This window comes from Streptomyces sp. NPDC051133, from assembly GCF_040682635.1.
In the GTDB taxonomy this organism is placed as follows: Bacteria; Actinomycetota; Actinomycetes; order Streptomycetales; family Streptomycetaceae; genus Streptomyces.
The window spans coordinates 18,522-36,744 of the sequence record NZ_JBFBBK010000057.1 but is presented as its reverse complement, the minus strand read 5'-3'; the positions used below and the strand labels follow the sequence as shown (position 1 = coordinate 36,744).

The following is an 18,223-nucleotide window of genomic DNA, read 5'->3' as shown; positions in this document are numbered from 1 at the left end:
ACAAGGAAGGGGTACGGCCGCAGCCGTACCCCTTCACAGGAACTCGGTCACCCCAGGGATGACTACAGCCCGTACTTCTCCCGGGCCTCCTTCACGGCCGTGGCCTTCACCTCGCCGCGGCGGGCGAGCTGGGCCAGGGCCGCGACGACGATCGACTCGGCGTCGACGCCGAAGTGGCGGCGGGCGGCCTCACGGGTGTCCGACAGGCCGAAGCCGTCGGCGCCCAGCGAGGACCAGTCCTGCTCCACCCACTGCGCGATCTGGTCCGGCACCTGGCGCATGTAGTCGGAGACGGCCAGCACCGGGCCCTCGGCGCCCTGCAGCGCCTGGCGGACGAACGGCACCCGCTCCTCGCCGCGCAGCAGGGCGGCGTCCGCCTCCAGCGCGTCGCGGCGCAGCTCGGACCAGGAGGTCGCGGACCACACGTCGGCGGCCACGCCCCACTCCTCGGCGAGCAGCTTCTGGGCCTCAAGGGTCCAGTGGATCGCCGTACCGGAGCCGAGCAGCTGGATGCGCGGGGCGTTGGCCGGGGCGGTCACGCCCGCGGACTCCGCCGTGTTGAAGCGGTACAGGCCCTTGACGATGCCCTCGTCGATGCCGAGGCCGGCCGGCTTGGCGGGCTGCGGCATCGGCTCGTTGTAGACCGTCAGGTAGTAGAAGACGTTCTGGTCCTCGCCCGGCTTGGCCTCGCCGTACATCCGGCGCAGACCGTCCTTCACGATCACCGCGATCTCGTAGGCGAACGCGGGGTCGTACGTCAGCGCGGCCGGGTTGGTGGCGGCGATGACCGGGGAGTGGCCGTCGGCGTGCTGCAGGCCCTCGCCCGTCAGGGTCGTACGGCCGGCGGTCGCGCCGACGAGGAAGCCACGGCCGAGCTGGTCGCCGAGCTGCCACATCTGGTCGGCGGTGCGCTGCCAGCCGAACATCGAGTAGAAGATGTAGAACGGGATCATCGCCTCGCCGTGCGTCGCGTACGCGCTGGACGCGGCGATGAAGTCGGCCATCGAACCGGCCTCGGTGATCCCCTCGTTGAGGATCTGGCCGTTCTTGGCCTCCTTGTAGTACATCAGCTGGTCGCGGTCGACCGGCTCGTACGTCTGGCCCTTCGGGGAGTAGATCCCGAGCGACGGGAACAGCGACTCCATACCGAAGGTGCGCGCCTCGTCGGGGACGATCGGCACCCAGCGCTTGCCCGTCTCCTTGTCGCGGACCAGGTCCTTGACCAGGCGGACGAAGGCCATCGTGGTGGCCACGCTCTGCGCACCGGAGCCCTTGTCGAAGGAGGCGAACGCCTTCTCGGCGGGGGCGGGCAGCGGGGCCGGCGCGTGGGTGCGGCGGGCCGGGGCCGGGCCGCCGAGGGCCGCGCGGCGCTCCTGGAGGTAGCGGACCTCGGGGGAGTCGGCGCCCGGGTGGCCGTAGGGCACCACGCCGTCGGTGAAGTCGCTGTCCTTGATGGGCAGCTCCAGCAGGTCCCGCATCGTCTTGAACTCGTCCACCGACAGCTTCTTCATCTGGTGGTTGGCGTTCTTCGACGCGAAGCCCTCGCCGAGGGTGTGGCCCTTGACCGTCTGGGCCAGGATCACGGTCGGCGCGCCCTTGTGCTCGACGGCGGCCTTGTACGCGGCGTAGACCTTGCGGGCCTCGTGACCGCCGCGCGAGAGGTGGAAGCACTCGAGGATCTTGTCGTCGCTCAGCAGCTTCGCCATCTCGGCGAGCGCCGGGTCCTTGCCGAAGAAGTCGGCGCGGATGTAGGCGGCGTCGCGGGTCTGGTACGTCTGGATCTGCGCGTCGGGTACCTCGCGCAGGCGGCGTACCAGCGCGCCGGTGGTGTCGAGCTGGAACAGCTCGTCCCAGGCCGTGCCCCACAGCGTCTTGATCACGTTCCAGCCGGCGCCGCGGAACTGGGCCTCCAGCTCCTGCACGATCTTGAAGTTGGCGCGGACCGGGCCGTCGAGGCGCTGCAGGTTGCAGTTGATGACGAAGGTGAGGTTGTCCAGCTCCTCACGGGCGGCGAGCGCGAGGGCCGCCGTCGACTCCGGCTCGTCCATCTCGCCGTCGCCCAGGAACGCCCACACGTGGGACGCCGAGACGTCCTTGATGGCGCGGTTGGTGAGGTAGCGGTTGAAGCGCGCCTGGTAGATCGCCGACAGCGGGCCGAGACCCATCGAGACGGTCGGGAACTCCCACAGCCAGGGCAGTCGGCGCGGGTGCGGGTACGACGGCAGGCCGTTGCCGCCGGCCTCCTGGCGGAAGTTGTCCAGGTGCGCCTCGTTCAGACGGCCGTCGAGGAAGGCGCGGGCGTAGATACCGGGGGAGGCGTGGCCCTGGATGTAGAGCTGGTCGCCGGAGCCGTCCCCCTCCTTGCCCTTGAAGAAGTGGTTGAAGCCGGTCTCGTACAGCCAGGCGGCGGAGGCGAAGGTGGCGATGTGGCCGCCGACGCCGTGCTTGGCGCCACGGGTCACCATCGCGGCCGCGTTCCAGCGGTTCCACGCGGTGATCCGGGCCTCCATCTCCGGGTCACCGGGCAGGCCCGGCTCCGCGGAGGTGGGGATGGTGTTGACGTAGTCCGTCTCGAGGAGCTTCGGCAGCGCGATGCCGCCCGCCTCGGCGCGCTCCAGCGTGCGCCGCATCAGGTACGCGGCGCGGTGCGGCCCGGCCTCCCTGGCGACGGCGTCGAGGGAGGCCTGCCATTCGGCGGTCTCCTCCGGGTCGCGGTCCGGGAGCTGGTCGAGCGCGCTCGGCTGGATGGCGTTGGGGTCGGTCATGTCGCCGCCTTCCTCAGTCGAAGGGGGTTCCCTCACAGGTAAGGGTTCGGGGTTGCCCTAGGTCTTTGGCAGGACAGGGCAGAGGACCTCGGTGGAGGTCCGTCGGCGACTGTAACTCCCTGATCGATGATCGATCAAAGGGTTGAGGGCGAAAACCTCTTGATTTGAAGAAAGTAGGCACCGGGTGCCTTCGGTCATGGCACCGGGTGACGCCGAAACGGGTAGTTTTCGCAGGTGAGCGGGGGGATGCTCGGGTGCGGTCAGGGGCGCGGGGCGCACCCCAGGACGTGCGCCTTCACCAGCTCCGCGATCCGCGGATCCCGGCGCTTGAACGCCTGCACCAGCTCCTCGTGCTCCTCGGCGTACGACTGCTGCACCGTGCCCAGCCAGCGGATGGACAGCGCCGTGAACACCTCGATGCCCAGGCCCTCCCAGGTGTGCAGCAGCACCGAGTTGTCCGCGGCGCGGACCAGTTCCCGGTGGAAGCCGACCGTGTGGCGGACCTGGGCGGTGCCGTCGGCCTGCCGGTCGGCGTCGTAGAGCGCCGTCACATGCGGCTCCAGGGCCGAGCAGTCCACCGCGAGGCGCTCCGCCGCGAGCTCCGCCGCGATGGCCTCCAGACCGGCCCGGACCGGGTAGCTCTCCTCCAGGTCCGCCGCCGTCAGATTGCGCACCCGGACGCCCTTGTTGGGAGCCGACTCGATCAGGCGCAGCGACTCCAGCTCACGCAGGGCCTCGCGCACGGGGGTCTGGCTGACCTCCAGCTCGGTGGCGATCCGCCGCTCGACGATGCGCTCACCCGGCTGCCAGCGCCCGCTCACGATTCCTTCCACGATGTGCTCGCGGATCTGCTCGCGCAGCGAGTGGACGACGGGCGCGGTCATGGGGGCTCCTTAGGGAGGGCTGACGTTTAGACAATACGGCGGGTTCGCTCCGGGGGTGGGGCGCGTGGGGGTGCTTTTGCGCAGGTGAGACGAGCCTTACACGCACCGTGTGCCGACAAACACGAAACGCCCCGTCCGGAGAAGCTCCGGACGGGGCGTTTCGTACAGGCACAGCAGCCGGGGGCTACAGGCCGAGCTCGACCTCGAACTCGCCCGCCTCCAGGATCTGCTTGACCGCCGTCAGGTAACGGGCCGCGTCGGCGCCGTCCACCAGACGGTGGTCGTAGGAGAGGGTCAGGTAGGTCATGTCGCGGACGCCGATGACCGTGCCCTCCGCGGTCTCGATGACGGCCGGACGCTTGACCGTGGCACCGATGCCGAGGATCGCGACCTGGCCCGGCGGCACGATGATCGTGTCGAACAGCGCGCCACGCGAACCGGTGTTGGAGATGGTGAAGGTCGCGCCGGACAGCTCGTCCGGGGTGATCTTGTTGGCGCGGACCTTGCCGGCCAGCTCCGCCGTGGCCTTCGCGATGCCGGCGATGTTGAGGTCGCCCGCACGCTTGATGACCGGGGTCATCAGGCCCTTCTCGGAGTCCACCGCGATACCGATGTTCTCGGAGTCGAAGTAGGTGATCGTGCCCTCGGCCTCGTTGATCTTGGCGTTGACGACCGGGTGGGCCTTCAGCGCCTGGGCCGCCGCCTTCACGAAGAACGGCATCGGGGAGAGCTTGACGCCCTCGCGCGCGGCGAAGGAGTCCTTGGCCTGGGCGCGCAGGCGCATCAGGCGGGTGACGTCGACCTCGACGACCGACGACAGCTGCGCCTGCTCGTGCAGCGCCTTGACCATGTTGTCGCCGATGACCTTGCGGATGCGGGGCATCTTGACGGTCTGGCCGCGCAGCGGGGAGGCCTCCAGGGTGGGGGCCTTCTTCGCGGCGGGCGCGGCGGCGGCCGGAGCCGGGGCGGCGGCGGCGGCCTTCGCGGCCTCGGCGGCGGCGATGACGTCCTGCTTGCGGATGCGGCCGCCGACGCCGGTGCCCTTGACGGCGGCCAGGTCGACACCGTTCTCGGCGGCGAGCTTGCGCACCAGCGGGGTGACGTACGCGCCCTCGTCGGTCGCCTGGGTGGCGGTCGGCGCGGTGGGCGCGGCAGCCGGGGTGACCGGGGCCGGAGCCGGAGCCGGAGCCGGGGCGGGCGCCGGAGCCGCGGGCTGGGCCGGGGCCGGGGCGGCAGCGGCGGGCGCGGCCGGAGCGGCGGGGGCCGGAGCCGGGGCGGCGGGCGCGGCCGGAGCCGCGGGGGCGGCCGGAGCCGGAGCCGGGGCCGGGGCGGCGGGCGCGGCCGGAGCGGCGGCGGCCGGGGCGGCACCCGGGGCACCGATGACGGCGAGCTTGGCGCCGACCTCGGCGGTCTCGTCCTCGTTCACCACGATCTCGAGCAGCACGCCGGAGGCGGGCGCCGGGATCTCGGTGTCGACCTTGTCCGTGGAGACCTCGAGCAGCGGCTCGTCGGCCTCGACGGAGTCACCGACCGACTTCAGCCAGCGGGTGACGGTGCCCTCGGTGACGGACTCACCGAGCGCGGGCAGGACCACGTCCGTGCCCTCGGCGGAGCCGGCGCCGGCAGCGGCCTCGGCGGTCGGCGCCGGGGCGGGAGCGGCCTGCTCGGTGGAGGGGGCGGCCGGGGCGGGCTCGGCGGCCGGGGCCGGAGCCGCCTCGGCGGCGGGGGCCGGGGCTGCCGCGGGGGCGCCCGTGCCGTCGTCGATGACGGCGAGTTCGGCGCCGACCTCGACCGTCTCGTCCTCGGCGACCTTGATGGACGCCAGCACGCCGGCGGCGGGGGAGGGGATCTCGGTGTCGACCTTGTCGGTCGAGACCTCGAGCAGCGGCTCGTCGGCCTCGACGCGCTCGCCCTCGGCCTTCAGCCAGCGGGTGACAGTGCCCTCGGTGACGCTCTCACCGAGCGCCGGAAGGGTTACGGAAACCGCCATGGTTTCGGTTGCTCCTTACGAGTTGCGGAAAGTCTGTGTCGTCGCGCCCGTTGACCGAAGGCTCAGTCGTGGGAGTGCAGCGGCTTGCCGGCGAGCGCCAGGTGCGCCTCGCCCATCGCCTCGTTCTGCGTCGGGTGGGCGTGGATGAGCTGGGCGACCTCGGCCGGCAGCGCCTCCCAGTTGTAGATCAGCTGGGCCTCGCCGACCTGCTCACCCATGCGGTCGCCGACCATGTGCACGCCGACCACGGCACCGTCCTTCACCTGGACGAGCTTGATCTCGCCCGAGGTGTTGAGGATCTTGCTCTTTCCGTTGCCCGCCAGGTTGTACTTCAGAGCGACGACCTTGTCCGCGCCGTAGATCTCCTTGGCCTTGGCCTCGGTGATGCCGACGGAGGCGACCTCCGGGTGGCAGTACGTCACCCGCGGGACACCGTCGTAGTCGATCGGGACGGTCTTCAGACCGGCCAGACGCTCCGCCACCAGGATGCCCTCGGCGAAGCCGACGTGCGCGAGCTGGAGCGTCGGGACCAGGTCACCGACGGCGGAGATGGTCGGGACGTTGGTCCGCATGTACTCGTCGACGAGGACGTAACCGCGGTCCATGGCGACCCCGGCCTCCTCGTAGCCCAGGCCCTGCGAGACCGGGCCGCGGCCGACGGCGACGAGGAGGACCTCGGCCTCGAACTCCTTGCCGTCGGCCAGGGTGACCTTCACGCCGTTCTGCGTGTACTCGGCCTTCTGGAAGAAGGTGCCGAGGCTGAACTTGATGCCGCGCTTGCGGAACGCGCGCTCGAGCAGCTTCGAGCTGTTCTCGTCCTCGACCGGGACGAGGTGCTTCAGGCCCTCGATGACCGTGACGTCCGAACCGAAGGACTTCCACGCCGAGGCGAACTCGACGCCGATGACACCGCCGCCCAGGATGATCGCGGACTCGGGCACGCGGTCCAGGACGAGGGCGTGGTCGGAGGAGATGATGCGGTTGCCGTCGATCTCCAGGCCCGGCAGCGACTTCGGCACGGAGCCGGTCGCCAGCAGGACGTGGCGGCCCTGGATGCGCCGGCCGTTGACGTCGACGGAGGTCGGGGAGGACAGGCGGCCCTCACCCTCGATGTAGGTCACCTTGCGGGAGGCGATCAGACCCTGCAGGCCCTTGTACAGGCCGGCGATGACGCCGTCCTTGTACTTGTGCACGGCCGGGACGTCGATGCCCTCGAAGGTGGCCTTGACGCCGAACTGCTCGCTCTCGCGGGCCTGGTCGGCGATCTCGCCCGCGTGGAGCAGGGCCTTGGTGGGGATGCAACCCCGGTGCAGGCAGGTGCCGCCGACCTTGTCCTTCTCGATCAGGGCGACGTCCAGGCCCAGCTGCGCCCCGCGCAGGGCCGCGGCGTAACCACCGCTACCACCGCCGAGGATCACTAGGTCGAAAACGGTGCTGGCGTCGTTCGCCACGTCACGTCCTCCATGCATGTGCGCCTTACGCCGATCTCCTGTGACCGGCGGGCGGCTGGTGTCCGGCCGCTTGATCTTCGGCCCTTCGGTGGGGGCCCTGTCCTGCCGGGCTCCATCTTTGCACTTGTTCGAGGCGGACGAGACGCCGGGCTGGAGTGTGAGACACCCCACGTACAGCCGAAACGAAGGCGCGGGGGAGGGAGCGGCGCGGGGCCGTGCCCGCACGCGGCTCCGCCGCGCGGGCGCGAACAGCCCCCACGCGGCGGAGCGGCACTACGGAGCGAACCGTGCTCTCGGGCGACTCAGCCCAGGTCACCCGCGGCGGTCAGCTCGGCGAGACGGACCAGCGTCCGCACCGCCGAACCCGTGCCGCCCTTGGGCGTGTAGCCGAACGGGCCGCCCTCGTTGAACGCCGGCCCGGCGATGTCCAGGTGCGCCCACGTGACGCCCTCGCCCACGAACTCGCGCAGGAAGAGACCGGCGACCAGGCCGCCGCCCATCCGCTCGCCCATGTTCGCGATGTCGGCGACCTGGGACTCCATGCCCTTGCGCAGGTGCTCCGGCAGCGGCATCGGCCACGCCGGCTCGCCCACCTCCTCCGCGGCCTCGTGCACCGCGGAGCGGAACGCGTCGTCGTTGGCCATGACACCGAACGTCCGGCTGCCCAGCGCCAGCATCATCGCGCCGGTCAGCGTGGCCACGTCCACGATCGCGTCCGGCTTCTCCAGCGAGGCCGCCCACAGCGCGTCGGCCAGGACGAGGCGGCCCTCGGCGTCGGTGTTGAGCACCTCCACCGACTTGCCGCTGAACATGCGCAGCACGTCGCCCGGGCGCACGGCCGAGCCGGACGGCATGTTCTCGGCCAGCGCCAGCCAGCCGGTGACGTTGACCTCGAGGCCGAGCCGCGCGGCGGCGACGACCGCGGCGAACACGGCGGCGGCACCGCTCATGTCGCACTTCATCGTCTCGTTGTGCCCGGCCGGCTTCAGCGAGATGCCGCCCGAGTCGTAGGTGATGCCCTTGCCGACGAAGGCGAGGTGCTTGCCGGCCTTGGGGTGCGTGTACGACAGCTTCACCAGGCGCGGGGTCGCGGCCGAGCCGCCGCCGACGCCGAGGATGCCGCCGTAGCCGCCCTTGACCAGGGCCTTGTCGTCGAGCACCTGCACCTTGATGCCGTGCTCCTTGGCCGCGGCCTGCGCGATGCCGGCGAAGATCGCGGGTGTGAGGTCGTTCGGCGGGGTGTTGATCAGGTCACGGGCGCGGTTCAGCTCCTCGCAGACCGCGACGGCCCGGGCGACGGCACCCTTGTGGGCGGCGTCACGCGGCTTGCCGCCGAGCAGCGCGGCCTCGGCCAGCGGCGCCTTGCCGTTCTTGGCCTTGGCGTCCCTGGCGTTCTCCTTGTAGGTGTCGAAGGAGTACGCGCCGAGCAGCACGCCCTCGGCGATCGCCTCGACGGCGCCGGGGCTGTCGACGGGGAGCGCGAACGCGGCCTTCCGGGAGCCGGCGAGCGCCCGCGCGGCCACGCCGGCGGCCCGGCGCAGCGGCTCGGCGTCGAAGCCGGCGTCCTTCTCGGGCTCCGCGCCCAGGCCCACCGCCACCACGAGCGGTGCCTTGAAGCCGGCCGGGGAGGGCAGCTTCGTCAGCTCGCCCTCGGCACCCGAGGCGCCGAGGGTCTCCAGGACGCCGGCGAGCCTGCCGTCGTACGCCTTGTCGACGGCCTCGGCGCCCGGCGCGACGACGGGGCCCTTGGCGCCCTTGGCGACACCGATCACGATCGCGTCGGCCCGCAGGCCGGGCGTCGCGGCGGTGCTGAGAGTCAGAGCAGTCACGGTGGTGAAATCTCGCTTCCGATGTGAAGTTGCTGTGGCCGATGTGGGGTGGGTCGACCGGGCCCGAGAGCCGACCCTAGATCCATGCCTGGAGGCAGGCGGCAACCGGGGCCTTCACTGTGTCGGCGAACACCCGGGACGAGACTACGCGCGTGAGCGGGTTCGCTCATTCCTTCGGGTGTTCACCTGTGCGTGGCGTCGTGGCCACTTCTGCCCCCCACGCACCGGGGAACCAGCCATAGTCGTCGCGTTCCGGCGGGCCCTTCGCCCGCCGGCGCGCGTGTTGTCAGCCGACCCTCCGGGGCCGCCGTGGAGGGGCCTCGAGACCCTCGGGGGCCGCGCGGAGGGTCCTCTGGGGGGAGGAACCTGTTCATGACTCACCGTGCGCACCGCTGGAGAACGGCCGGCGTCACCGCGACCGCCGCGGGCATGCTCACGCTCGGCCTCGCCGCGCCGGGCGCGGCCGCCACCGATCCACGCATCGACCTCAGGGTCCTGGTGGTCGACGACGGCGCCGGCCCGGTCGGCGCCGTCACCGCCCAGCTGAAGAGCGAGGGCATCCCGTACACCCGGATCGACCTGGACGACTCGGCGCGGCCGACCGTCACCGCCGCCTTCCTGAGCGACACGGTCGGCGGCCGGCCCCGGGCGAAGTTCCAGGGCGTGGTCCTGCCGAACGAGGCCCCGTTCGGCGCGGGCTCGGCCGAGCAGACGGCCCTGGAGTCGTACGAGAGGACGTACGGCATCCCGCAGCTCGACGCCTACACCTGGGCCCACCCCGAGGTCGGCCTCGACTACACGGACGCGAACGGCTACGCCGGGCCGCTCGACGGGCGCACCGCCACCGTCACCACGGCCGGCAGGGCGGGCCCCTTCGGCTATCTGCGCGGCTCCTTCTCCTTCGAGGACAACTCGACCTCGGTGGACGAGAGTTACGGCTTCGTCGCGCAGCCCCGCACCGGCTTCACCAGCTATGTCGACACCCCCGTGCCCGGCGGCACCGGCAGCGGCAGCCTGCTCGGCGAGTACGCGCACGACGGCCGCCGCGAGCTGGTGGTGACCTTCGCCTACAACCAGTACCAGCAGCAGTTCCGGGTGCTCGCCCCCGGCATGGTCGACTGGCTGACCCAGGGGGTCCACCTCGGGCAGGCCCGCAACTACTACGCCGTCCACGTGGACGACGTCTTCGCGCCGGACGCCCGCTGGGACACCGGGCGCAACTGCACCCCCGGCGACATCGACTGCGGCGACGGCACCACCGACACCACCGCGCCGATCCGGATGACCGCGGCCGACGCCCAGTACGCGGCCTCCTGGGAGCAGAGCCACGGCTTCACCCTCGACATGGTGTTCAACGCGGGCGCCGGCGAGGAGTGGAAGAGCGAGAACGGCGGCACGGACGCGCTGACCGACCAGCTGCTCGCGGACAAGGCCAGGTACCGCTGGGTGAACCACACCTACACGCACCTGTTCCTCGGCTGTGTGCAGGACACCTCCACCGTGCCGTGGAGCTGCGCCAAGAACGCCGACGGCTCGACGCGGTGGGTGAGCCGGTCCGACATCTCGTCCGAGATCTCCGAGAACTACACCTGGGCGGTCCGGCACGGCCTCTCCGTGGACCGCGGCGAGCTGGTCACGGGCGAGCACTCCGGGCTGAAGACCCTGCCGCAGCAGCCGCAGGACAACCCCGACCTCGCGCCCGCCCTCGCGGACAACGGCGTGCAGTGGACCGCCTCGGACAACTCCCGCGAGTCCGAGCAGCGGACCGTGTCCGGGGGCAGCACGCTCACCGTGCCGCGCTACCCGATGAACGTGTACTACAACGTCGGCAGCAAGGCCGAGATGGCCGACGAGTACAACTGGATCTACACCTCCAGGGCCGACGGCGGCAGCGGGCTGTGCGAGAACAACCCGACCTCCACCTGCCTGTCCCAGCCGCTGGACACGGCCACCGGCTACACCGACCACATCGTGCCGGCCGAGGCCCACACCGACCTCGGGCACGTGCTGAGCAACGACCCGCGTCCGCACTACGCCCACCAGTCCAACCTGGCCGAGGACCGCATCCTCTACCCGGTCCTGGACCGCGTCCTCGCCGACTACCAGGCGATGTTCGCGGACAACACGCCGATCGTGAACCTGCGCGAGAGCGCCATCGGCGCCGAGCTGCGCAACCGGGCGAAGTGGCAGACCGCCCTGGACGCCGGCAAGGTCACCGCCTACCGCATCGGCACCACGGTCACCGTCACGGCCCCGTCCGGCACCCAGATCCCGGTGACGGCCCCGGAGGGCACGAAACAGCAACTCCTCCTCGGCACGACGACCTTCGGCACGGCCTACGCGAGCAGGCGCTCGGCCTGGGCCGCACCAGGAACCCTGCAGGCGGCCGTCACTTTGAAGCTGCCGTAAGGGCAGCGCCCCCAGGGGCGCGGGGAACTGCGCGAGAGACCACAACGGGCCCGCAGCCGCCGATCAACGAATGGAACCGAGCTAGAAGGCGCACTGCGCCCCAGGGGGACCCCATCCGTACCGGCCGTCACATAACCATGCTCACCGAGGGCACCTACCCGCACCTCCACGGAGGGGTCAGCACCTGGTGCGACCAGCTCGTCAGAGGCATGCCCGAGGTCGACTTCCACCTCGTCTCGCTCACCGGCAGCGGCCGGGAGCCCGTCACCTGGGAGCTGCCGCCGAACGTCCGCCGGCACACCACCGTGCCGACCTGGGGCCCGCGCCCCGGCCGGGCCCGCGCCCCCCACGGCAGGGCCCGGCACCGCTTCACCGACGCCTACGAGCGTCTGCTGCTGTCCTTCCTCGACCCCGGGACACGCTGCGACTTCGGGGAAGCCCTGTACGACCTGGCCGTCATCGCCCGGGACGGATGGCTGGCGGCGGCCCTGCGCAGCGAGTCCGCGCTGCGGTCGCTGCAGTGGATCTGGACCATGCCGCACCTGCCCACCGCCGCCGCCCGGCCCTCCGTGCACGACGCGCTGACCGCCACCGACCTGCTGGAACACGCCCTGCGCCCGCTCGGCGTACGCATCCCGGAGGACTCCGTGGCACACGCCGTCAGCAGCGGGCTCGCGACCCTGCCCGCGCTCGCCGCGCACCACTTCGACGGCGTGCCGTTCCTGCTCACCGAGCACGGCATCTATCTGCGCGAGCGGTATCTCGGACACCGGGGCGCCGGGCACCGCTGGCCCGTGAAGGCGTTCCTGCTCGGCTTCTACCGCGCGCTGAACTCCCACGGCTACCGCGCGGCCGACCTGATCACACCGTGCAACCGGTACAACCGCCGCTGGGAGGAGCGCGGCGGCGCCGACCGCGACCGGATCCGCACGGTCTACAACGGCGTCGATCCGCACGCCTTCCCGCACGCCGGGCCCGAACCCGACGTGCCCACCCTCACCTGGTGCGGCCGCGTCGATCCCATCAAGGACCTGGAGACCCTGCTGCGCGCCTACGCCCTGGTCCGCGCCGAACTCCCCGAGACGAGGCTGCGGCTCTTCGGGCCGGTCCCGCCCGGCGGCGAGGCCTACCGCACCCGCCTGGAGAAGCTCGCCGCCGAGCTCGGCGTCACCGACGGCCTCACCTTCGAGGGCCGCGTCACCGAGGTCTGGCGCGCCTACGCCGCCGGGCACCTGGTGATGCTGTCCTCCATCTCCGAGGGCTTCCCGTTCTCGATCATCGAGGCCATGTCCTGCGGTCGTACGACGGTCTCCACGGACGTCGGCGGGGTCCGCGAGGCCGTCGGCGACACGGGTCTGGTGGTGCCGCCCCGGGAACCGGAGAAGATGGCCGCCGCCGCGCTCACCCTGCTCCGTGACGACGAACGACGGCTGGAACTGGGGGAGTCGGCCCGGCAACGGGTGATCGACCGGTTCACGCTCCGCCGCTCGGTCGACAACTTCCGCACCATCTACCGGGAGCTCGCCGGACGTCCCGAGCGGTACGAGCCCACGGTCGAGACGGTCACCGACTGGACCGTGGAGCTGCGCGACCCCTGGTACGCGACGGGCGCGACGGGCGCGACGGACGACGGGGCCGGCCGGTGAACGACCACGCCCCCGTGCACGGCCACGCCCCCGTGCACGACCACGCCCCCGTGCACGACCACGCCCCCGTGCACGACCGCCCCCGGGTTCCGGCCGGCTTCCCCCGGCAGCGCACCCGGCCGGGCTGGGCACGGCCCGACCCGATCGACGAACTCGCCCGCGACCTGGACGAGTCCGTGGCCGCCGCCGTCCACCCGGACGAGATAGCCGCCCTGCTGGAGTCCGGCGGCCTGTCCGACGAGCAGATACGCGAGCGCTACGGCGAGCCGGACTCCTTCGCGCTCGCCGAACGGCTCTACGCCCGCACCCCGCGCGCCCACCCCGAGCCGCCCGGCCCGCCCGCCGACCCCTGGCGGATCGGCCTGCCGGCCTGCCTCCTGCGCGGGCTCGTCTTCGCCCTGCCCGGCTTCGCCTACGTCCTCGGGGCCCCGCTGCTCACCGGCCCGCACGACACCCCGGGCCTCCCGGCCGGCACCCGCGCCCTGCTGGCGGGCGCCCTGTGCGGCTGGGCCTGGAACCAGGGGCTCGCCCACCGCGCCCACGTGTGGCTGGGCCTGGGCGACCGCACGGCGGCCCGCCGGTGCCTGCTGACCGGCGCCCCGGCGGGCATGCTGCTCGGCACGCTGGCCGCGCTCGCCGTCCCGGGCACCGGGCACCCGGCGGACGTCGCGTTCGCCGCCGGTCAGTCCTGTTATCTGGCCGCGTCCGGGGTGCTGCTGGTGAGGGGGCGTGAACGCGTCCTGCTCGCGGCCCTCCTCCCGACGACGGCCGGCGCCCTCCTCGCCCTGGCCCACCCCCTCCCCGGACCGGCCCGCCTGACCCTGCTGCTCATCTCCCTGGCCGCGGTCGCCGCACTGGGGCTGCGCGAAGTGGCTCCGGCGGCAGGGGAGTCGGGCCGCCGGTTCCCGTCCCGGCCGGCCCCCGGACCCCGGCTCGCCGGCTCGCTGCCGTACGCCGTGTTCGGGCTCGGCAGCGGCGTCCTGGTGGTGCACGCGGCCCTCGGGGACGTCCTCGCCGGCGCGGGGCGGTCCGCGTTCGCCGCGCCGGCCGCCGTCGCGCTCACCCTCAGCATGGGACCCGCCGAATGGCTGCTGTACCGGTTCCGCAGCCGGGCTCTGGCCGCGCTGCGCGCCGGCGCCACCCCGCGGGCCTTCCGCCGGGCCACCGCGCGCGTCCTGGCCGGCTGCCTCACCGGCTATCTGGCGGCCCTGCTCGCCCTGGCCCTGACCGTCCCCGCGCTCTGGCCCGGCGCCCCCGCGCCGACCGGCCCGTGCCTGGCCGGGCTGCTCGCCCTCGGCGCGGTGCTGTGGACCGGGCTGCTGCTGCAGTCCTTCGGCGCCGTGCTCGGCGCCACGGCGGTGTGCTGCGCCACCGCCCTCGCCCAGACCCTGGCGCTGCTCGGCCACGCGCAGCACGCGAGCCTCGCCGTGTACGGCGCGGCCGTCGTGGCCCAGGCCGCCCTCGTCCACTGCCTGCTCGGAAGGGTGACGGCCCACCGATGAGCACCCTGCTGGTCCCGTACTACGAACACCCCGCGGTCCGCCCGGCCGAATGGGCGGCCATCCTCGCCGCGGCGCCTCGTCTGTACGGAGTCGTCCTCAACCCGGCGAGCGGCCCCGGCGACCGCCCCGACCCGGACTTCGCCGAGGCGGCCACGCGGCTGCGGACGGCCGGCGTGACCGTGCTCGGCTACGTCGACACCGGCTACGGCCGCCGGCGCTTCGAGGACGTCGTGGCCGACCTCGCCCGGCACCGCGCCTGGTACGGCGCCGACGGCGTCTTCCTGGACCAGGTCAGCACCCGGCTCGACGCGTCGGGGCCCTACGCGCGGCTGGCCACGGTCGCCCGGGCCCTCGGCTTCGGCACCCTCGCGCTGAACCACGGCACCCCGCCGCACCCCGCCTACGCGGCCCTCGCCGACCTGCTCGTCACCTTCGAGGGCCCCTGGACGGCGTACCGCCGCCGCCCGCCGTCGCCCGTCCCGCCGGCCGGGGCGCGCCAGTGCCACCTGGTGTACGGCGTCCCGCCCGGCGTGGACGTGGCCGCCGCGGCGCGGGAGCGGGGCGCTGCCGTGCACTGCGCGGTGCCCGGCGCCGGCGCTCACCCCTGGGGCACGCTGCCCCACGGTTTGACCTCCACCCGCTGAAACGCTCCCTCGACGGCGGTGCCGGCCAGCCGGTCGGCGAGGGAGCGGCGGCCGGGGAAGAGCACCGGCACCGCGTTCACCAGGAACAGCACCACCGCGAACGCCCACACCAGCACCGACAGCAGGAACCGGCCCTCGACCAGCAGCATGCACGCCAGCGCGTAGACGGCCACGTCGGCGGCGGTGGTGACGGCGGCCCGGCGCAGGGCGTGCCGGGACAGCCGCGGGGTGACCCGCAGTCCGGTCAGGCCCTTGCCGAGGGTGCGGCCGAGCAGGGCGAGGCAGGCCCACTGGTAGAGGAACGTGACGAGGACGAGCGCCCCGAACGCCTCCTCCACGTCCAGCACCACCTTGTCCCACAGCGACAGCCCGAGGTGCTCGGAGGCGCCGATGACGTCACCGCGCGAGGCCAGCAGGTCGAGGCCGCCCTTCGTGGCCAGTTCCGGCACGTCGGTGACGAGCGCGGTGATCCGGTGGAAGGTGAGGACCGCGAGCAGCGAGGCCGCCCCCACCACCAGCGCGAAGTCGATGAACCAGGCCATGGCGCGGCGCAGTGTGAGCACGGATGTCCCCCGATCACGCTTCTTCTCCGTGTACGGCCGAAGATCCTAGCCCGCCGGGCGCAGCGGGGGTCACTTTCCGAGGGCCAGCACCACGAGCGCGGTCGTGGCGGCCGTCTCCGCGAGCGCTCCGAACACATCCCCCGTGACCCCGCCGAAGCGGTGCACGCAGCGGCGCAGGAGGAGTTCGGCGGCGGCGGGGGCCAGCAGAGCCGCGAGTGCCGTGCGCAGGCCGCCGTACGGGCCGAGGACCGCACCCCAGGCCGCCGAGGCGAGCGTGACGGCGGCCGTGACGGCCAGCGCGCCCGGCACCGGCACCACCCCGGCGACCGCGGCCCCCAGCCCCTCGGGCCGGGCGGCCGGCACCCCGGTCCGCGCGGCCAGGGTGAGCGCGAGCCGGGCCACGACCGCCGAGGTCAGGGCCGCCACGGCGCCCCGGGCCCAGGAGTCGCCGTACAGCTGCGCCAGCACGGCGACCTGGGCCAGCAGCACCAGGACGAGGGTGATGACCCCGAACGGCCCGATGTCCGACTGCTTCATGATCCGCAGCGCGTCCTCGGCGGGCTTGCCGCTGCCCAGCCCGTCGGCGGTGTCGGCGAGCCCGTCGAGGTGCAGGCCACGGGTCAGCGCGGCGGGTACGGCGACCGAGGCGACGGCGGCGAGCAGCGGACCGGCGCCCAGGAGGAGCAGCAGCAGGCCGAGTCCGGCCGCGGCCGCGCCGACGGCCAGCCCGGCCACCGGGGCGGTCAGCATCCCGCCGCGGGCCGCCTCCCGGTCCCAGCGGCGCACCCGGACGGGCAGCACGGTGAGCGTGCCGAAGGCGAAGCGGAGGCCGTCGAGGGGGGAGGACTTGAGCACCGGCGCAGGGTACTAGGCGCCCGCGGGGCACCCTTCTGCGGGCGGGTACGGAGCCCCCTTCCGCGGGCGGGGATAAGGTGCGCATATGGGGCACTGGTGGGTGCGGAACGTCGTCGAACCGGGGAAGCTCCCGCTGCTGCTCGCCCTCGCCGCCTTCGTGCTGACCTTCGCGGTCACCCGGGTGATCACCCGCCTGATCCGGGCGGGCAGGGGTCCGTTCGGCAACGTGAAAGCGGGCGGGCTGCACATCCACCACGTCGTCCCCGGCGTCCTCCTCACCGTCGTCGGCGGCTTCGGCGCGGTCGCCAGCGACCGGAACAGCACCGGCGCGACCGTCTCCGCCGTGCTGTTCGGCATGGGGGCGGGGCTGGTGCTGGACGAGTTCGCGCTGATCCTGCACCTGGACGACGTCTACTGGGGCGAGGACGGCCGCAAGAGCGTCGAGGTCGTCGTCGTCACCGCCGCCCTCGTCGGCCTGCTGCTGGCCGGGTTCGTCCCGTTCGGGGTCAACGACATGTCCCAGGACGAGTTGCAGGACCGCGGCGGTGTCATCGGCACCATCGCCGTGAACTTCCTCTTCTCGCTCGTGGCCCTGAGCAAGGGCAAGGCCCGCACCGCGATCTTCGGGGCCGTCGTGCCGCTGGTCGCGCTCGTCGGCGCGATCCGGCTCGCCCGCCCCGGGTCGCTGTGGGCCCGCCGCTTCTACGGCCGCCGTCCCCGCGCCCGCGCCCGGGCCGCCCTGCGCGCCTACCGCCACGACCGCCGCTGGTCCCGGCCGAGCCGCGCCGTCCAGGACTGGATCGGCGGCAAACCCGACCCCCACACGACCCGCCTGCCCGACCACCACTGACGCCGCCTGCCCGACCACCGCCGACGCCCCGGGGCCACCCGTGCGGTTACGGCACCTTCAACCCTGCCCGTCCGCCGCCGACGCCCCGGGGCCGCCCGTGCGGCTACGGCACCTTCGGGCGGGCCGGGGTCGGGCGGAGGCGTCGGGTGCGGGTCAGTCGGTCGTGCGGTTCCTGGCCGTACCGGTGGCGCACCGCCACCGCCAGGCACAGCATTCCCACCGCCATCAGCGCGGCCAGGTGCTCCTTGCCCGCCAGGTTCTCCTTCAGCAGCACCTCGGCCACCATCGCCAAGGTCACCGCGCCCGCCGTGAGATAGGCGCCGTACCGCCAGCTCACGAATACGGCGAGCCCCACCACGGCCGCCGACGGACCGGTGTCCACCACCTGTGCGTCCGTCCAGGGCAGCCCGAACGGGGCGTGCGCGCCGAACCCGATGCCCGTGCGCGCGTACAGCGTCCCGGCGAGTGTGGCGACGTACGCGATGGCCAGGGCCCGCCACCACCCCAGGCAGATCTCGGCGACCCCGAACACGAACAGGATCTGCGCCAGCGCACCCCACACCGGCAGGTCCAGCGCCGGCACGTACAGCGACAGCGGAGTGCGCAGCAGGGCCATCCACAGCGGGTCCTCGGCCCGCACCGCGCCCGCGTTCTGCACGATCGGATAGCCCCACGGCTGGTTCTGCACGTACTGCAGTAAGCCCGTCAGACACACCACCCCGACCGTCATCGGGAGCGCCCGCAGGGACCGCTTCGCCACGGCCTCCCGCACGGTGACGTACAGCAGGCCCCACTCGGTGCGGGCCCAGCGGGCGAGCCGGTTCATGGAAGGTCC

The 18,223-nt window shown here is 73.0% G+C and carries 13 protein-coding genes; 5 read left to right on the top strand and 8 right to left on the bottom strand.

Going from position 1 to position 18,223, the window contains the following annotated elements:
- Positions 1 to 62 precede the first annotated feature (62 nt).
- The 5 genes from aceE to AB0N17_RS37785 all read right to left on the bottom strand — a co-directional run bounded on the left by aceE (position 63) and on the right by AB0N17_RS37785 (position 8,919).
- The gene (gene aceE / locus AB0N17_RS37805) at positions 63 to 2,765 is read right to left on the bottom strand and encodes a pyruvate dehydrogenase (acetyl-transferring), homodimeric type (protein WP_366016189.1); all 2,703 of its coding nucleotides are present in this window, start codon (positions 2,763 to 2,765) and stop codon (positions 63 to 65) included.
- Between the two features lie 260 nt (positions 2,766 to 3,025).
- Entirely contained in the window at positions 3,026 to 3,649 is a 624-nt protein-coding gene (locus AB0N17_RS37800) for a GntR family transcriptional regulator (protein WP_366016188.1), read from the bottom strand.
- Between the two features lie 184 nt (positions 3,650 to 3,833).
- Entirely contained in the window at positions 3,834 to 5,639 is a 1,806-nt protein-coding gene (gene sucB / locus AB0N17_RS37795; protein WP_366016187.1) for a 2-oxoglutarate dehydrogenase, E2 component, dihydrolipoamide succinyltransferase, read from the bottom strand.
- 62 nt (positions 5,640 to 5,701) lie between these two features.
- On the bottom strand, positions 5,702 to 7,090 hold the full coding sequence (gene lpdA / locus AB0N17_RS37790) for a dihydrolipoyl dehydrogenase (protein WP_366016186.1): 1,389 nt from the start codon (positions 7,088 to 7,090) through the stop codon (positions 5,702 to 5,704).
- 302 nt (positions 7,091 to 7,392) lie between these two features.
- On the bottom strand, positions 7,393 to 8,919 hold the full coding sequence (locus AB0N17_RS37785) for a leucyl aminopeptidase (protein ID WP_366016185.1): 1,527 nt from the start codon (positions 8,917 to 8,919) through the stop codon (positions 7,393 to 7,395).
- A 372-nt stretch (positions 8,920 to 9,291) separates the two neighbouring features.
- Here AB0N17_RS37785 and AB0N17_RS37780 point away from each other — a divergent pair, with 372 nt between their 5' ends.
- From AB0N17_RS37780 to AB0N17_RS37765, 4 genes are all read left to right on the top strand, one after another.
- Positions 9,292 to 11,328 carry a hypothetical protein gene (locus AB0N17_RS37780; RefSeq protein ID WP_366016184.1) on the top strand — a complete coding sequence of 679 codons (2,037 nt, stop codon included), beginning with the start codon at positions 9,292 to 9,294 and terminating at the stop codon, positions 11,326 to 11,328.
- A 137-nt stretch (positions 11,329 to 11,465) separates the two neighbouring features.
- Positions 11,466 to 12,974 (top strand): GT4 family glycosyltransferase PelF, encoded by a 1,509-nt coding sequence (pelF, locus tag AB0N17_RS37775; RefSeq protein ID WP_366016183.1) that lies wholly within the window; start codon positions 11,466 to 11,468, stop codon positions 12,972 to 12,974.
- Positions 12,971 to 14,476: a hypothetical protein gene (locus tag AB0N17_RS37770; protein ID WP_366016182.1), complete on the top strand. Its 1,506-nt coding sequence runs from the start codon at positions 12,971 to 12,973 to the stop codon at positions 14,474 to 14,476. The genes pelF and AB0N17_RS37770 overlap by 4 nt, the downstream gene beginning before the upstream one ends.
- On the top strand, positions 14,473 to 15,120 hold the full coding sequence (locus tag AB0N17_RS37765; RefSeq protein ID WP_366016181.1) for a spherulation-specific family 4 protein: 648 nt from the start codon (positions 14,473 to 14,475) through the stop codon (positions 15,118 to 15,120). Before AB0N17_RS37770 ends, AB0N17_RS37765 begins: the two co-directional genes overlap by 4 nt.
- Here the strand turns inward: AB0N17_RS37765 and AB0N17_RS37760 are convergent.
- Together AB0N17_RS37760 and AB0N17_RS37755 are read right to left on the bottom strand one after the other, a co-directional pair.
- Positions 15,075 to 15,683: an RDD family protein gene (locus AB0N17_RS37760; RefSeq protein WP_366016180.1), complete on the bottom strand. Its 609-nt coding sequence runs from the start codon at positions 15,681 to 15,683 to the stop codon at positions 15,075 to 15,077. The two genes, AB0N17_RS37765 and AB0N17_RS37760, sit on opposite strands and share 46 nt — an antisense overlap.
- Before the next feature lie 69 nt (positions 15,684 to 15,752).
- Positions 15,753 to 16,538: an adenosylcobinamide-GDP ribazoletransferase gene (locus AB0N17_RS37755; protein WP_366016179.1), complete on the bottom strand. Its 786-nt coding sequence runs from the start codon at positions 16,536 to 16,538 to the stop codon at positions 15,753 to 15,755.
- Positions 16,539 to 16,623: 85 nt separating this feature from the next.
- Between AB0N17_RS37755 and AB0N17_RS37750 the strand changes: the two genes are divergently transcribed.
- On the top strand, positions 16,624 to 17,388 hold the full coding sequence (locus tag AB0N17_RS37750) for a hypothetical protein (RefSeq protein ID WP_366016178.1): 765 nt from the start codon (positions 16,624 to 16,626) through the stop codon (positions 17,386 to 17,388).
- A gap of 103 nt (positions 17,389 to 17,491) precedes the next feature.
- Here AB0N17_RS37750 and AB0N17_RS37745 read toward each other — a convergent pair whose 3' ends face one another.
- Positions 17,492 to 18,214, bottom strand: coding sequence for a hypothetical protein (locus tag AB0N17_RS37745; RefSeq protein WP_366016177.1), 723 nt, complete (start codon positions 18,212 to 18,214; stop codon positions 17,492 to 17,494).
- Between the last annotated feature and the right edge of the window lie 9 nt (positions 18,215 to 18,223).

Excerpts from the sequence above, each read along its gene's own strand:
- AB0N17_RS37765 (WP_366016181.1), top strand. The coding sequence starts at position 14,473 with ATGAGCACCCTGCTGGTCCCGTACTACGAACACCCCGCGGTCCGCCCG.
- AB0N17_RS37780 (WP_366016184.1), top strand. The coding sequence starts at position 9,292 with ATGACTCACCGTGCGCACCGCTGGAGAACGGCCGGCGTCACCGCGACC.
- aceE (WP_366016189.1), bottom strand. The coding sequence starts at position 2,765 with ATGACCGACCCCAACGCCATCCAGCCGAGCGCGCTCGACCAGCTCCCG.
- AB0N17_RS37750 (WP_366016178.1), top strand. The coding sequence starts at position 16,624 with ATGGGGCACTGGTGGGTGCGGAACGTCGTCGAACCGGGGAAGCTCCCG.
- AB0N17_RS37800 (WP_366016188.1), bottom strand. The coding sequence starts at position 3,649 with ATGACCGCGCCCGTCGTCCACTCGCTGCGCGAGCAGATCCGCGAGCAC.
- AB0N17_RS37745 (WP_366016177.1), bottom strand. The coding sequence starts at position 18,214 with ATGAACCGGCTCGCCCGCTGGGCCCGCACCGAGTGGGGCCTGCTGTAC.
- pelF (WP_366016183.1), top strand. The coding sequence starts at position 11,466 with ATGCTCACCGAGGGCACCTACCCGCACCTCCACGGAGGGGTCAGCACC.
- sucB (WP_366016187.1), bottom strand. The coding sequence starts at position 5,639 with ATGGCGGTTTCCGTAACCCTTCCGGCGCTCGGTGAGAGCGTCACCGAG.